General features: G+C 64.8%; 11 protein-coding genes. 6 read left to right on the top strand and 5 right to left on the bottom strand.

All coding sequences use genetic code 11. The features are described from left to right. Positions 1-39: 39 nt before the first annotated feature. On the bottom strand, positions 40-1,080 hold the full coding sequence (locus HUJ28_13045; GenBank protein MBD3620391.1) for an EAL domain-containing protein: 1,041 nt from the start codon (positions 1,078-1,080) through the stop codon (positions 40-42). 178 nt (positions 1,081-1,258) lie between these two features. On the opposite strand from HUJ28_13045, the gene HUJ28_13040 reads away from it, so the two are divergent. After that, positions 1,259-3,577, top strand: a complete 2,319-nt coding sequence (locus HUJ28_13040; protein ID MBD3620390.1) for an EAL domain-containing protein — start codon at positions 1,259-1,261, stop codon at positions 3,575-3,577. 210 nt (positions 3,578-3,787) lie between these two features. On the opposite strand, the gene HUJ28_13035 is transcribed toward HUJ28_13040, so the two are convergent. Continuing rightward, a complete protein-coding gene (locus tag HUJ28_13035; GenBank protein MBD3620389.1) occupies positions 3,788-5,161 on the bottom strand; it encodes a porin in 1,374 nt (457 codons plus the stop codon). A gap of 66 nt (positions 5,162-5,227) precedes the next feature. Continuing rightward, positions 5,228-5,683: a hypothetical protein gene (locus HUJ28_13030; GenBank protein MBD3620388.1), complete on the bottom strand. Its 456-nt coding sequence runs from the start codon at positions 5,681-5,683 to the stop codon at positions 5,228-5,230. 401 nt (positions 5,684-6,084) lie between these two features. Between HUJ28_13030 and HUJ28_13025 the strand changes: the two genes are divergently transcribed. From HUJ28_13025 to HUJ28_13005, 5 genes are all read left to right on the top strand, one after another. Further along, the gene (locus tag HUJ28_13025; GenBank protein ID MBD3620387.1) at positions 6,085-6,648 is read left to right on the top strand and encodes a sigma-70 family RNA polymerase sigma factor; all 564 of its coding nucleotides are present in this window, start codon (positions 6,085-6,087) and stop codon (positions 6,646-6,648) included. Further along, the gene (locus tag HUJ28_13020; protein ID MBD3620386.1) at positions 6,645-7,337 is read left to right on the top strand and encodes a hypothetical protein; all 693 of its coding nucleotides are present in this window, start codon (positions 6,645-6,647) and stop codon (positions 7,335-7,337) included. The genes HUJ28_13025 and HUJ28_13020 overlap by 4 nt, the downstream gene beginning before the upstream one ends. A 180-nt stretch (positions 7,338-7,517) precedes the next feature. Beyond that, positions 7,518-8,540, top strand: coding sequence for a Fe(3+) ABC transporter substrate-binding protein (locus HUJ28_13015; GenBank protein MBD3620385.1), 1,023 nt, complete (start codon positions 7,518-7,520; stop codon positions 8,538-8,540). Positions 8,541-8,607: 67 nt separating this feature from the next. Further along, the gene (locus tag HUJ28_13010) at positions 8,608-10,302 is read left to right on the top strand and encodes an iron ABC transporter permease (GenBank protein ID MBD3620384.1); all 1,695 of its coding nucleotides are present in this window, start codon (positions 8,608-8,610) and stop codon (positions 10,300-10,302) included. Next, on the top strand, positions 10,286-11,347 hold the full coding sequence (locus tag HUJ28_13005; GenBank protein ID MBD3620383.1) for an ABC transporter ATP-binding protein: 1,062 nt from the start codon (positions 10,286-10,288) through the stop codon (positions 11,345-11,347). Before HUJ28_13010 ends, HUJ28_13005 begins: the two co-directional genes overlap by 17 nt. Positions 11,348-11,356: 9 nt before the next feature. Here the strand turns inward: HUJ28_13005 and HUJ28_13000 are convergent, their stop codons facing one another. Both HUJ28_13000 and HUJ28_12995 read right to left on the bottom strand, forming a co-directional pair. Continuing rightward, entirely contained in the window at positions 11,357-13,387 is a 2,031-nt protein-coding gene (locus HUJ28_13000) for a methyl-accepting chemotaxis protein (GenBank protein ID MBD3620382.1), read from the bottom strand. A gap of 190 nt (positions 13,388-13,577) precedes the next feature. Then, positions 13,578-14,255: an energy transducer TonB gene (locus tag HUJ28_12995; protein MBD3620381.1), complete on the bottom strand. Its 678-nt coding sequence runs from the start codon at positions 14,253-14,255 to the stop codon at positions 13,578-13,580. Between the last annotated feature and the right edge of the window lie 94 nt (positions 14,256-14,349).

Raw genomic sequence — 14,349 nt, 5'->3', positions numbered from 1 at the left:
AAATACCGGGTGGCGTCACACCCTGACAGGGCAAGCGGATCAGTCGATCAATGCGGAGAGCGCCGGCTCGGCAGCCGGGCGGCCGAGGTAGAACCCCTGGAACAGGTCGGCCCCCAGTTCGAGCAGCATCGCGTGTTGCTCGGCTGTCTCGATCCCTTCGGCCAGCACCAGCTTCCCCTCCTCCCGGCCGAGATCGATGATGCTGCGGCAGATGGAGCGGTGGATGCGCGAGTCCGCCACGCGTGCGACCAGTTCGCGGTCGAGCTTGATGAGGTCCGGCTCGAGCTCGGCCAGCAGGAACAGGCCGGAATGCCCGGTGCCCAGGTCGTCCAGGGCGACACCGAATCCGCTCTCGCGATAATGGTCGAGGATGCGGCGCAGGTGTGCGGCATCCTCGATCTTCTCGCTTTCCACCACCTCGAAGATCACCCGCTCCTTGGCAAGTCCCGCCTGCTCCACGGCCTTCAACGTGGTGCGCAGACAGACGGTGGGCTCGTAAATGGTGGTCGGCAGGAAATTGATGAGAAAGCGGGCATCAGCCGGCGCCTGGGCGACCGCCGCATTGGCGACATGGGTCTCGCGACAGATCCGGTCGAAGTAGAACAGCAGGTTCTCGTCCCGCGCCCAGCCGATGAGACGATCCGGCGTGATCAGTTCGCCGTCCGCGTCGTGGGCGCGCACCAGGCATTCGTAACCCCATACCCGGAGGTCGTGGTCGAAGACCGGCTGAAACCAGGTGGCCAGCCGCCGCTCCTCCAGCAGGGCATAGAGCGGGTTGGTATCGAAGCCGGCCAGGTTCTTCGACAGGGGTTCTGCCGGCTGCCCCTCACCGTCGAACCACTGGGCATCCATCCCATCGAAGGCCTCGGCGGCGATCTCGCGCAGATAGACCGCCAGCTCCGCCGGGCTGGAAAAGCGCGCCCCTCCCCCGATCTCCAGATCAAAGGAACGCCCGTCGGCCACCGTCTCCCACCCGAGCTTGGCTGCCGCCGTATGCACCACCGCGGGCACGGCCCCCGCCTCCGCAAAGCGGATACGCAGCCGCCGTCTGCCCGAGTGGCATTGGCAATCATGGGTCATGTCTGGAACCACCCCTTGTAATCAGCCGTCTCTACTGAGCCTGAAACTACGCGATACCACACGGCGGCTCAAGCCGTGTGGCGCTGATACCCGGGGCAGGATATGTATATACTCCCCGCATACACTCACGCCGGGCCGAGGCCACTACCAGTCCGGCCCACTACACCGGCAAGCTTGCATGATACCCAGCCCGATCCTGCTACATCGCCTCGGCATCGCCGGACGCTGCGCCCTGTATTACGGCCTGTTCGGCACGGGCTGGATCCTGCTGTCCGATTGGGTCGTGAGCCTGGCGCCTCTGAGTATCGAACAGATGCGTCATGTGCAGAGCACCAAGGGCCTCGTCTTCGTCCTGCTCTCCATCCTGTTCGTGTACCTCATGGTCCGCCACGAGTCCCGCCACACCGACGAGGCGCGCCAGGCACTCGGCGATGAGCGACGGCGCCTGGCGGCCATCATCGATGGCACCCGTGCCGGGACCTGGGAATGGAACGTCCTCACCGGCCAGACCATCTTCAACGAGCGCTGGGCCGGCATCCTTGGCTACACGCTGGAGGAACTCGAACCCACGGACATCGAGACCTGGCGCCGCCTCACGCATCCGGACGACCTCCCCCGTGCCGAGCAACTGCTCCAGCGCCACTTCTCCGGCGAGCTGGATCATTACGACATCGAGTTCCGCATGCGCCATCGGCAGGGACACTGGGTCTGGATACACGATCGCGGCCAGGTGATCACCCGCGACGCCGACGGCCGTCCCGAATGGGTGATGGGCACGCACACGGACGTCACCCGTCGCAAGCAGAGCGAGGAGCGCCTGGGCATTGCTGCCGTGGCCTTCGAGTCGCAGGAAGGCATCATGATCACCGACCGCGATGGCCGCATCGAGCAGGTCAACCGCGCCTTCACCCGCATCACCGGCTATGCCCCGGAAGAGGTTGTCGGCCAGACCCCGCGCATCCTGCAGTCGGGGCGTCACGACCCGGCCTTTTATGCCGACATGTGGCGGGCCATCCACGAGCGCGGCTACTGGGAAGGCGAGATCTGGAACCGGCGCAAGTCCGGCAGCGTCTACCCCGAATGGCTCTCCATCAGCGAGGTCTGCAACGATGCCGGCGAGACCACGCATTACGTGGCGGCCTTCTCCGACATCACCGACCGCAAGGACGCCGAGCGCCGCATCCACCAGCTGGCCTTCTACGATCCGCTCACGCACCTGGCCAACCGCCGCCTGCTGCACGACCGGCTGGCTCATGCCCTGGCCACCAGCAACCGTTCCGGCGATCGCGGCGCGGTGCTGATGATCGATCTCGACCGTTTCAAGACGCTCAACGACACGCGCGGACACGACGCCGGCGACACCCTGCTGGTGCAGATCGCGCAGCGCCTGCGCATGCTGGTGCGCGAGGTCGACACCATCGCCCGCCTCGGCGGCGACGAGTTCGTCATCCTGCTCGAGGCCCTGGACAGCAACGCGACAACCGCGACCCGGCAGGCGGAAGACATTGCGGAAAAGATCCGTCATCACCTGAGCGAGCCCTATGACCTCGGCGTGATACGCGCCTACCGCATCACCCCGAGCATTGGCATCACCCTGTTCCAGGGACAGGGTACGCCGCTGGAAGACCTGCTCAAACAGGCCGACATGGCCCTCTATGCCGCCAAGTCGGCGGGACGCAACACCGCCGTCTTCTTCAACCCGCGCATGCAGCGCGTGGTCGAGCAACGCGCCTCGCTCGAGGCGACCCTGGCCAATGCCCTGGAAAACGACGAACTCGAACTGCACTACCAGCCACAGATCGACCGCTCCGGGAATCTCATCGGTGCCGAGGCCTTGTTGCGCTGGCTGCCTGCCGACGAGGCGCCGGTCTCGCCCGCCACCTTCATCCCGCTGGCCGAGGAGACCGGCCTCATCGTCCCGATCGGTGACTGGGTCCTTGAGCACGCCTGCCTCACCACCATCGACTGGAACCGGCATCAGCCGCAACCGCCGCGCAGCATCGCCGTCAATGTCAGCGCCCGTCAGTTCCACCAGAACGATTACATCCAGCGCGTGACACGCATCCTGGAAGAGACCGGTGTCGACCCGCGGCTGATCAAGCTGGAACTCACGGAGACCGTGGTGCTGGGTGACCCGAAGGAGATCGCGGGGAAGATTCACCAGCTGCGCGAACTGGGGCTGCGCTTCTCCATGGACGACTTCGGCACCGGCTACTCCTCGCTCTCCTACCTCAAGCGCCTGCCGCTGGACCAGGTCAAGATCGACACCTCCTTCGTCCGCGATGTGCTGCTCAACCCCAGCGATGCCGCCATCATCCACGCCATCATCGCCATGGGGCACTCCCTCAATCTCGAGATCATCGCCGAGGGAGTGGAGACGAAGGAGCAGCATCACTTCCTCGAGACCGCCGGCTGCGATGCCTACCAGGGCTACCTGTTCGCCCGCCCCATGCCGCGCCCGCAACTCTTCGAGTACACGCCCGGCACCCTGGCCTGACACCTGGGTATGGCGTGAGGTGTGAAGTGTGAGAGTCTGAACGCCACAGAGGTCACGGAGGACACAGAGATGACCGGGTTTTGTTCTTCCTCTGTGTGCTCTGTGACTAAAAAATATCCGGGCAAAAAAAACCCCGGAAGCCCGGGGTCAACGTCACTGCCATACCCTGATTACGCAGGTTCTTCTTATCGCTTGCAGGAGCCTTGAATCCTAGAAGACCATGAAGACCTGGACGGACAGGCGATCATCGATGGCCTCACCGATCTGGTTCGGCACGGCATTGGCCGGCAGATTGGGTGCTTCCAGGTCACGCATCTCGTAGTTCACGATCAGGCGCGACTTGCGGTTGAAGAAGTACTGGGCGCCGAGTGTCACGGTCTCGAACTTACGCTCTTCCACGTCGGTCTCCGTACCACGATTCAGCACGTCATAGCGCACATCCAGCTCGACCTTTGGTGTGATCTTGTAACCGAAATCGAGGTAGTAACCGTTCGCCTTGTCCTCCGGCAGGAGATTTAAGGTGGATACCGCGGTGCCCGCGTTATTCACCGAACCCGCCACGGCCCCGCCGTCGGTACCGTTGAAGATCATGCCTTCGGCCTGGTTGTACTCGGCGAAGAAACGGTACTTGCCACGACGGTAGGTAGTACCCACACCGGAGCGCTCGTAGTCGTATTCGTTCTCGACCCGGTTGCCTGCGGCCAGCTGCACACTGTCAAGCACGGTACGCTTGCCGTCATGCATCCAGGCATAGAGCTTCCAGCCCTCGCGACGCGGCCCCTGACCGCCGAAGATCCACTCGGATGACCAGTAGGCACGGGTATCGAGGTTGTCATCGGTATTCCCGGCGTTCACACCGCTGCCGTTGCCGAGCATCACGGCATAGGTATGCTCCCAGTCGCCACGGCGGAAGGCGTCGAAGACCATGGCCCCGGTATCGCGAGCCGCACCGAAGTCGCTGAAGGTGTTGCCCTCCTCGCAATAGCGCAGATATGCATCATCGGCTGCAGCATTACAGGGCGCCAACCCATCGGTTGGCAGGTGCCGCTCGTTGAGCTGCTGATCGGTAAAGGCGGTAAAGTTGACATAGTCCATCGTCCCCACGCCCTGGAAGATCTCCTCGCTCATCGGCGTCTTGAAGAGACCCAGGCGAACGCGCGCACCCGGAATGTGATTGAGCGTCACGCTGGCATCGGAGATCACGCCCGCCCCGCCCTTGCCGGCTGTAATACCGTTGTCACCGAATTCCGCCAGCAGGAAATAATTCACCTTGCTGTCGATCGGCATTGCCACGCCACGTACGCCGATGCGGGCTCGCAACAGCTGGAACTGCGAATCCGAACTCAGGTCGGTGGGAATCATGTTGGGCTGCATGGGCTGCCCTTCCCATGGTCCTGCAGGCAGCACGGTACCGTCAGTGGAGCGATAGGTCGGCTGCAGGAATCCCCACAGCTTCGCCCGCTCGCCCATGCCATCCGCCTCCGTACCCTGCAACATCACCCAGTTCGCTGCCTGCACCTGACCTGCCGCGGCCATCCCCAGGGCCAGCGCCATCGCGCCAGCCAGTCTTTTTGCTTTCAACATGAAATCTAACTCCCCAATATTTTTCTTTTTCCTTCTCTGCATATGCGCGCAGAACCCGAGCCTGGATCACGGACGAATCAGCGTGTACCCATCGGCCTCAAGATCCAGGATGCGCACCACGCCGGCAGAGACCCGCACGGCCTTGTCGTTCAACACCGGTTCTTCGCCCAGGATGCGCGACATGTTGGCAATCGTGTTTTCACAGGCGGCGAACCGCACCCCCTGCTGTGAAAGATCGCCAATGCGCCCCCTGTTTGCGTTATCGGAAAACAGCAATCTCAGACCAGGCCCAAAGGCCACGATCTCGATGTCGACCTTGTCGGGACCGTAGTGCTTGATGAGGTTGTTGGCCACATTGAGCACGAGCGTCTGCTTGAAGGGATCTTCGTCCGATATCTGCAGCACGACATGCTTTTCGGCGAATGGCTTGGAGGAGGTCTCTGCTGCGAAAGCGCTCGACGCACCGCTGACAGCAATCAAGAACACTGCGAAAAACGCAGCGAAAAAGGTGTGGCGTTTCATTGTCTGCCTCTGTTGTTGTTGATGATTTCCCTGGCGTACATGCATGCGCTGTTCTGCATCCACGACGAATTGACGCACGCCGGATCACAAATATTCCTTTCCTTGCTCGACACGCCATCCTTGCCACAGGTGAATCGCAACAATCACGCTCTCGTTACTCAAAGCAGAAAAAACACCGCCATATCGAAGGAGTCTTAGAAGATTAGAAGTTTCTTACATACTTCTGTTTCTTTCGATGCGACGCCGCTGGCGGTAGACTCGTTCGCTGGCAAAGGAAATACGCCACTACTGAAGTCACCGACAGACAAACCACGTCGCAAAACCGCCATCGCGCTAGCCATGCACGCACAAGAGCGGGAATAGAGAAAACCGGCGACGCATCATGCAGGGTAGGTGGAGAGATGAAAGTACTCGAGCACATCTGTGCGACGCGCACGTTCAAGAAGAAACTGGAGGCCAGTCGAACGCGGCTGTACCGCATGGCCCTGGCCTGGTGTGGCGACCCCATGCTGGCCGACGACCTGGTACAGGACACCCTGATCAAGGCCATGCAGAAGAGCCACCAGCTGCGTGATGGCAACAAGCTCGAGCACTGGCTCAGCGCCATCCTCAGCAACACCTGGCGGGAACACCTGCGCCGGCAGAAGCCCGGGGTGGAGATCGACGACGAGATGTTCGTCTGCGAGAATTGCCCCGAAGTCGAGATGACCAGCCAGGAGATCGTCAACCGTGTACGCCGCGCCGTGGGCAAACTGCCCATTGGCCAGCGCGAGGTGCTCACACTGGTGGATCTCGAAGGCTTTGCCTACGCCGAGACGGCCGAGATACTCGACATCCCGGTTGGGACGGTGATGAGCCGCCTGTGTCGGGCCCGTCGCGCCCTGACCGGGTTTCTCACCGATCTGTACATGCCTGCAGCCGCCGCCACCGAGGCGGGCAGACCTCATCTGAGGAGGGTTAAATGACCGAGAGTGTTCGCGACGAAGCGCGTATTCATGCCTACCTGGATGGCGAACTCAGCCACCAGGAGCGTGACGCCTTCCTGCTCGACATGGAAAAGGACCCGGCCCTGCGCGCCGAGTACGTCGAGCTGCGCAACCTCAAGGACCTCGTGCGCCATGCCTATGACGGGGTGGAGGCACCTCGCCGCGAGGTCGTCGACACGAACCATCCGCGCAAGCGCCTGGCGGCCTTCGGCGTCGCTGCCGCCCTGCTGATCTCACTGGGCTTTTCCGGCGGCTGGCTGGCCAACCATCACAGCACCAGCCCCCTGCAGCAGGTGGCGACGGCGGAACAGGCACCGCGCATCCTCCTGCACATCGCCACGGCCGAACCGGCCAAGATGCAGGCCACGCTCGACCGTGCCGAGTCGCTGCTCGAGGAATACCGCGAACAGGGCGTGCAGATCGAGGTGGTGGCCAACAGCGAGGGACTGCACATGTTGCGCGCGGGCGGCTCCCCCTACGGCCAGCGCGTGTTGGCCATGATGGCCGAGCACGAGGAACTCCAGTTCATTGCCTGCGACACCGCCATCCGCCACCTGGAGCGCGCCGGCGTCGACGTGGTGCTGTTGCCCAGGACCCATACCGCGCCCTCTGCCGTGGAGCACATCATCGAGCGGATGCGCGACGGCTGGACCTACATCAAGGTCTGAGCCGCCTCACAACCCGCATACCGAGCATCGAAGCGGCCCTCGTGGCCGCTTTTTCCGTCTGGGAGTCAGCGTACCGGGTGATACGCCCCCCTTGACGCCACCAAATCATTAAATGATAATAATTCGCGTTACGACTTTTATCCACGATCCACACCATTCATTCAACCAGGGAGTCGTTGTATGCGTAGTCGTTTTCTGATGCTGGCCGGTCTGCTGGCCCTGGGCCTGTTTGGCGCCGCCGCCCAGGCGGCCGAAGAGGTCAACCTGTACTCCGCGCGCAAGGAAGAGCTCATCAAGCCCCTGCTGGAACGCTTCACCAAGGAAACCGGCATCGAGGTCAACCTGGTCACCGGCAAGGCCGATGCCCTGCTGCAGCGCCTGCAGTCCGAGGGCCGCAACACCCCGGCCGACCTGCTGCTGACCACCGATGCGGGCCGCCTGCACCGCGCCAGAGAGGCCGGCGTGCTGCAGCCGATCACATCGACCGTGCTCGAGAACGCCATCCCCGCCAGCTACCGCGACCCGGATGGCTACTGGTATGGCCTGTCGCTGCGTGCCCGACCCATCATGTACGTGAAGGGCAAGGTCGACCCCGCCGAACTCTCCACCTACGAGGCCCTGGCCGACCCGAAGTGGAAGGGCCGCATCTGCATCCGCTCCTCCAGCAACATCTATAACCAGTCGCTGGTCGCCTCGATGATCGCGAGCAACGGCGTCAAGACCACCGAGTCCTGGGCCCGCGACTTCGTCGCCAACTTCGCCCAGCCACCGCGCGGGGGTGACCGCGACCAGATCAGTGCCGCCGCGGCCGGTCGCTGCGACATCGCCATCGCCAACACCTACTACCTGGCCATGATGCTCAACGGCTCGGATGCCACCCAGCGTGAGGCCGCGGAGAAGGTCGGCGTGTTCTGGCCCAACCAGGCAGACCGCGGTACGCACGTCAACGTGAGCGGCGCCGGCGTGACGGCCGCATCCCGCAACAAGGCCAACGCCATCAAACTGCTGGAGTTCATGAGCAAGGCCGAGTCCCAGCGCTGGTATGCCGAGACCAACCACGAATATCCGGTGCTGGAAGGCGTGGCCTGGAGCGATACGCTGGAAGACTGGGGTCAGTTCATGGCCGACGCCGTCAACATGGGCAGGCTCGGCGAGCTGAATGCCGAGGCACTGATGCTGATGGATCGTGCCGGCTGGAAATGATGTCTGGTAAACTGCAGGCATTCTTGCCCGGGGGCGCAATGCGCCCCCTTTGCGTTTGCTGCAGCCCATGAATCCGAACCCGGTGGCATCACCACAACCCGTGACCCGCCCCAGGCGTCTGGCCCTGCCGGACGCCTGGGGCGTGGGCGTGGTGGCGACGGCCCTGCTGCTGTCGCTGCCGGTGCTGGTGGTGTTCAGCTTCATCTTCTATCCGGCCGGCGACGTCTGGCGCCACCTGGCCGAGACGGTGCTCGCCGACTACGTCGTCAACTCGCTGCTGCTGATGGTCGGCGTGGCCATCGGCACGCTGACGATGGGCATCAGCACGGCTTGGCTCACCAGCATGTGCGAGTTCCCGGGGCGACGCTTCTTCGAATGGGCGCTACTGCTGCCCATGGCCGTGCCGGCCTACATCATCGCCTACACCTACACGGGCATGCTCGGCTTCGAGGGCCCGATACAGGATGCCCTGCGCGAGGCCTTCGGCTGGGGTTATGGCGACTACTGGTTCCCCGAGATCCGCTCGCTGGGCGGGGCCATCGCCATGCTCTCGCTGGTGCTCTATCCCTATGTCTACCTGCTGGCGCGCGCGGGCTTTCTCGAGCAGTCGGTCTGCGTCCTGGAGGTGAGCCGCACCCTGGGCCTCGGCCCCTGGGCGAGCTTCTTCCGCGTGGCCCTGCCGCTGGCCCGCCCCGCCATCATCACCGGCCTGTCGCTGGCCCTGATGGAGACCCTGGCCGACTACGGCACGGTGCAGTACTTCGGCGTGAGCACCTTCACCACGGGCATCTTCCGCACCTGGTTCGGCCTGGGCGACAGCGCCGCCGCCGCCCAGCTCTCGGCCCTACTGATGGGCTTCGTCTTCCTGCTCATCGTGCTGGAGCGCTGGTCACGGCGCCGTGCCCGTTTCCACCACACCAGCAACCGCTACCTGCAGCTGCCCCGCCATCGCCTCAGCGGCACGCGACTCGCGCTGGCCCTGCTGGCCTGCCTGCTGCCCCTGTTGCTGGGCTTCGTGGTGCCCGCGGGCCAGCTCGCCGTCTGGGCCTGGCAGACCGCCGGGACCATGGTGGATGCGGACTTCATCGCGCTGACCTGGAACAGCCTGATGCTCGCGAGCCTCGCGGCCCTGATCGCCGTGGGGCTCGCCCTGCTCATGGGCTATGGCAAGCGCCTGCGCCCCACGCCGCTGATGGTCGCCTCGGTGCGCGTCGCCGCCATGGGCTATGCCGTGCCCGGCACGGTCATCGCCGTGGGGGTGATGCTGCCCTTCGCCTGGACGGACAATGCCATCGATGCCTGGATGCGCGCCCAGTTCGGCATCTCCACCGGTTTGATCCTGAGCGGCACCCTGGTCGCGCTGCTGTTCGCCTACACCGTGCGCTTCCTGGCCGTGTCCATCCAGACGGTGGAGGCGGGCCTGGGCAAGATCCGCCCCACCATGGACGACGCCGCCCGCTCGCTGGGCATGCCGCCGCGCCAGGTACTGCGCAAGATCCACATGCCGATCATGCGCGGCACGCTGCTCACGGCGATACTGCTGGTATTCGTCGATGTCTTGAAAGAGCTGCCGGCGACGTTGATACTGCGGCCCTTCAACTTCAACACCCTGGCGGTGCGCACCTTCGAGCTGGCCTCCGACGAGCGGCTGGCCGACGCCTCCACGGCGGCGCTCGCCATCGTCGTGGCGGGGATCGTCCCGGTGATCATCCTCAGCCGTTCCATCAGTCGATCGAGACCGGGCCATGAGCACGCTGCTTGAACTGGACAAGGTAAGCATCGCCTACGGCAGGCGCCACGTGGTGCACGAGGTCTCCTTCCAGCTGGAGGAGGGCATGATCGGCTGCCTGCTGGGGCCGAGCGGCTGCGGCAAGACCACCCTGCTGCGCGCCATCGCCGGTTTCGAGCCGGTGGCCTCGGGCTGGATCTATCTCGCCAGCGAGGTGGTGAGCCGCGCGGGCTACGCCCTGCCGCCGGAGAAGCGCCAGGTCGGCATGGTCTTCCAGGACTTCGCGCTGTTTCCCCACCTCACCGTGGAGGAGAACATCGCCTTCGGCATCCGCCAGCAGTCGGTGGGCGAGCGCAAGGACCGTGTCACCCAGCTGCTGCAGCTCGTGGGCCTGCCCGCCTACGGCAAGGCCTACCCGCACCAGCTCTCCGGCGGCCAGCAGCAGCGCATCGCCCTGGCCCGGGCGCTGGCGCCCCGCCCCAAGCTGCTGCTCATGGACGAACCCTTCTCCAGCATGGATGTGGAGCTGCGCGAGGGACTCGCGCGCGAGGTGCGCGCGATCCTCAAGCAGGAGGGCATCTCCGGCCTACTGGTCACCCACGACCAGTTCGAGGCCTTCGCCATGGCCGACGAGATCGGCGTGATCAATGCGGGTGAGCTGCAGCAGTGGGCCAACGGCTACCAGCTGTATCACCAGCCGGCCAACCGCTTCGTGGCCGACTTCATCGGCCAGGGGGTTCTGCTGCCGGGCACGGTGCTCAACCCCCACCAGGTGGAGACCGAACTCGGCATCATCGAGGGGGAGGTGCCGGCATTCTGCGGCAAGGGCTGCCAGGTCGACATCCTGGTGCGTCCGGACGACATCGTGCACGACGACAACGCCGACCTGCCGGCCGAGGTGCTGGACAAGGCCTTTCGCGGGGCCCAGTTCCTCTACACCCTGCGCCTGCAGAGCGGCGTCAAGGTGCTGTCACTGGCCCACAGTCACTACGACTACGAGGTCGGCGCACGCATGAAGATCCGCCTCGACATCGACCACCTGGTGATGTTCCCGCGTCGCGAGGACGTGCGCCCGTAACCGCAGCCGTCAGTCGGCGACCTTGAAGCGCCCCACCAGGGCCTGCAGGTCGGCCGACAGGCTGGCCAGCTCGTTGCTCGCCGCCGCCAGCTGACGCGTGCCCTCGGCGGTCTGGCTCGCCACCTCGCTGATACTCGTCACGTTGCGGCTGATCTCCTCGACCACGGCGCTCTGCTCCTCGGCGGCACTGGCTATCTGGGTACCCATCTCGGTGATGTTGTCCACCGCACCTGAGATGGAGGTCAGTGACTTGCCCGCCTCGGAGGCCTGCTCCACCCCCGTCCGCGCCTTGTCGCGGCTCGCCTCCATCACCTGCACGGCCTCGCGCGTGGCGCCCTGCAGGGTCTTGATCACCTGGTCGATCTCCTCCGTGGAGGCCTGCGTTCGGCTGGCCAGGGTGCGCACCTCGTCGGCCACCACCGCAAAGCCCCGGCCCTGTTCGCCCGCGCGCGCCGCCTCGATGGCGGCATTGAGCGCCAGCAGGTTGGTCTGCTCGGCAATGTCGCGGATCACCTGCATGACCGTGCCGATGCTCTCGGAGTCCTTCTCCACCTTCATGATCACGCCGGCAGCGCGCTCCACCTCGCCGGCCAGGGCATTCATCGCCGCCACCGTGCGGTTCACCACCGCCTGTCCGGAACGGGTCTCGCGGTCCGCCTCTTCGGTCGCGCTGGCGGTGTTGCCCGCGTTGCGCGCCACCTCCTGGGCCGTGGCATTCATCTGGTGCATGGCCGTGGCGACCTGGTCGGTCTCCAGCTGCTGGCGGGCCACGCCCTCGCTGGTCTGCGAGGTGATCACGGACATCTGCTCGGCCGCCGCCGCCAGCTGGGCCACGGAGCCCTTCACCTGGCTCACCACGTCATGCACCTTGCCGGCGAAGGTATTGAAGGCCTGCGCCAGCTGACCGATCTCGTCGCTGCTGGTCACCTGCAGACGGTGGGTCAGGTCGCCCTCGCCCTCGGCAATGTCCGTCATCGCCGCCGATAGCTGGCGCAGCGGCCCGCCGATCATGCGCGACATGCCCCAGGCGGCGAGAATGCCGATGCCCACACCGACCAGCATCAGCACCAGCGTCGTCGACTCGGTGGCCGCCAGCTGCGTGTTGAGGCTGCCGGTCACCGTCTTGATCTCCTCCTGCAGCGAGGAACCCAGCATTGCCAGGTCGTACTCGATCTCGGCCACCAGCGGCCCGATCTCGGTGCGGATCAGGTAGGCGTCCATGCGGCCCTGCTCACCGCCATGAATGGCCTTCAGCTCCTCGTAGCTGGCGATGAACTGCTCGCGCAGTTCGATGAACTGGGACAGCGAATCCTCCTGGTCGAAGGTCAGCAACGCGGAGGATTCCTGGATCCGTTCGATCACTGCGCCGGTCTGTTCGAGATAGAGTGCCACCTCATTCAACGAACTTTCACCGCGAAAGGCGAGATAGGCGCGCACGCCATTCATCACGTTGGCCCAGGCGTAGCGCAGGTCGTTGATGTCGGTGAGCAGGCGCTTGCGCTCGGGGGTGGCGGGTTCCTCCGCCTCGGTGAGCAGCATCTGCCCGAGCTGCTGCAGCATCTGCTGGCTCAGCGGGTTGACGGATTGGCCGGCAAAGGCCATGGCCGGCATATTGGCTGCCGGATCCTGCGACAGGCGGATGATCTCCTCACTGAAGCCCCCCAGGCGTTCGACATTCGCCGCGATACTGGCCACCTGTGCGGAAAGCTCGGCCTGGCTGGCAACATACGGGTTGGCGGCAAGTTCTGCCGAGAGCTCCTGCACGCGTGTCAGCGCGAATGTAAAGTTTTCGCGATGCTCTTCTTCGCCGCTCAACAGGTAGAAGCCCATACCCGCCACTGCCCGCTCCAGGTCCCGGGCAAGCTCCAGGGACTGCATCATCGCCGGCTGCTTGACGCTGACGATCTCGGCCATCGCCCGTTGCGTGCTGCTAAGCCCGAACCAGGCACTCAACGAGACCACGGCCAGTATGACCACCAGCAGGCCATATCCGGCCCAGATCTTGTGGCGGATCTGCATGTTCGGCATCAAACGCTTCATGATTACTCTACCCCTACGTTCGCCTTGCGCGTCGGCGCCCTCGCAGGCGCTCTTGTGGTGAGACGGCCTTCACGTCTTATATAGACGTGAATCCGGCCGGATTACTGCCCGTTGTCCGTCCTGACGGCGGTAATCGACGGACGGACGGCAGGCCATCTCACACGAATCGTGCTGTATCCAGGGATAGCGGCTAGAGCAGCCGAAAATTGAGGGGCACGGAGAGGGACCAGTCCTGGCGGCCCAGTTCCTCGGGGATCGGACGGAACCGCGCGACCTCGCGCACGGCCGCCAGGGCGGCCTCGTCCAGCAGTTGATGACCGGAGCTTTCCAGCAGCTCGATGGCGGTCAGGCGCCCGTCGGCCTGTACCACGAAACCCACCGCCACCGTCCCCTCCTGGCGCAGGCGCCGGGCCATCAGCGGATAGCTGCGATGGCGGGCGATCTCCGCCTGCAGGGCGGTCTTGTAGGCCTGTTCGATGGAGGCGATCAGTCCCGGGGCGGCGGCAGGCCGCGGTGACGTCGATGCCGATGCCGCCGGTTGCGCCTCGGTGGACGACGCAGGCGAGCGCTCGGCAATGGACTCACGCGGTGCCGGTTCGGGCATTCTACGCTCGACGGGTGGCATGTCGGTGCTGGCGGGCGGCGCGGTTCCGGCCGCCGTCTCGGGAACGGGATCCGGCTTCACCGGTGTCTTCACCGGCGCCTTCACCGGCTCAGGGGCGATATCGGCAGGCCCCGACTCTGCGGGGCTGACGGCCTCCGCCAGCAGGGCCACCTCCACCACCGGCAGGCGGTCATGCCCGACCGGCTGACCACCCCACAGCCAGTAGCCGCCCGCGGCCGCGACATGGACGGCGGCGGAAAGCATCAGCGCTGGTGCAAGACTTCGTGACATCGGTGATGAGGCCCGGGAAAAAAGAGGCCCCCGCCGCCGGGGCATGGCATTGGGGACCGAGGGCGCA

The sequence above is a fragment of the Chromatiales bacterium genome (genome assembly GCA_014762505.1).
Lineage (GTDB): Bacteria > Pseudomonadota > Gammaproteobacteria > SpSt-1174 > SpSt-1174 > SpSt-1174.
This window is presented reverse-complemented; position numbering and strand designations above follow the sequence as displayed.

Bases quoted from the DNA above. Each gene is read 5' to 3' on its own strand.
- HUJ28_13045 (MBD3620391.1), bottom strand. From the start codon at position 1,080: ATGACCCATGATTGCCAATGCCACTCGGGCAGACGGCGGCTGCGTATC.
- HUJ28_13040 (MBD3620390.1), top strand. From the start codon at position 1,259: ATGATACCCAGCCCGATCCTGCTACATCGCCTCGGCATCGCCGGACGC.
- HUJ28_13035 (MBD3620389.1), bottom strand. From the start codon at position 5,161: ATGTTGAAAGCAAAAAGACTGGCTGGCGCGATGGCGCTGGCCCTGGGG.
- HUJ28_13030 (MBD3620388.1), bottom strand. From the start codon at position 5,683: ATGAAACGCCACACCTTTTTCGCTGCGTTTTTCGCAGTGTTCTTGATT.
- HUJ28_13025 (MBD3620387.1), top strand. From the start codon at position 6,085: ATGAAAGTACTCGAGCACATCTGTGCGACGCGCACGTTCAAGAAGAAA.
- HUJ28_13020 (MBD3620386.1), top strand. From the start codon at position 6,645: ATGACCGAGAGTGTTCGCGACGAAGCGCGTATTCATGCCTACCTGGAT.
- HUJ28_13015 (MBD3620385.1), top strand. From the start codon at position 7,518: ATGCGTAGTCGTTTTCTGATGCTGGCCGGTCTGCTGGCCCTGGGCCTG.
- HUJ28_13010 (MBD3620384.1), top strand. From the start codon at position 8,608: ATGAATCCGAACCCGGTGGCATCACCACAACCCGTGACCCGCCCCAGG.
- HUJ28_13005 (MBD3620383.1), top strand. From the start codon at position 10,286: ATGAGCACGCTGCTTGAACTGGACAAGGTAAGCATCGCCTACGGCAGG.
- HUJ28_13000 (MBD3620382.1), bottom strand. From the start codon at position 13,387: ATGAAGCGTTTGATGCCGAACATGCAGATCCGCCACAAGATCTGGGCC.
- HUJ28_12995 (MBD3620381.1), bottom strand. From the start codon at position 14,255: ATGCTTTCCGCCGCCGTCCATGTCGCGGCCGCGGGCGGCTACTGGCTG.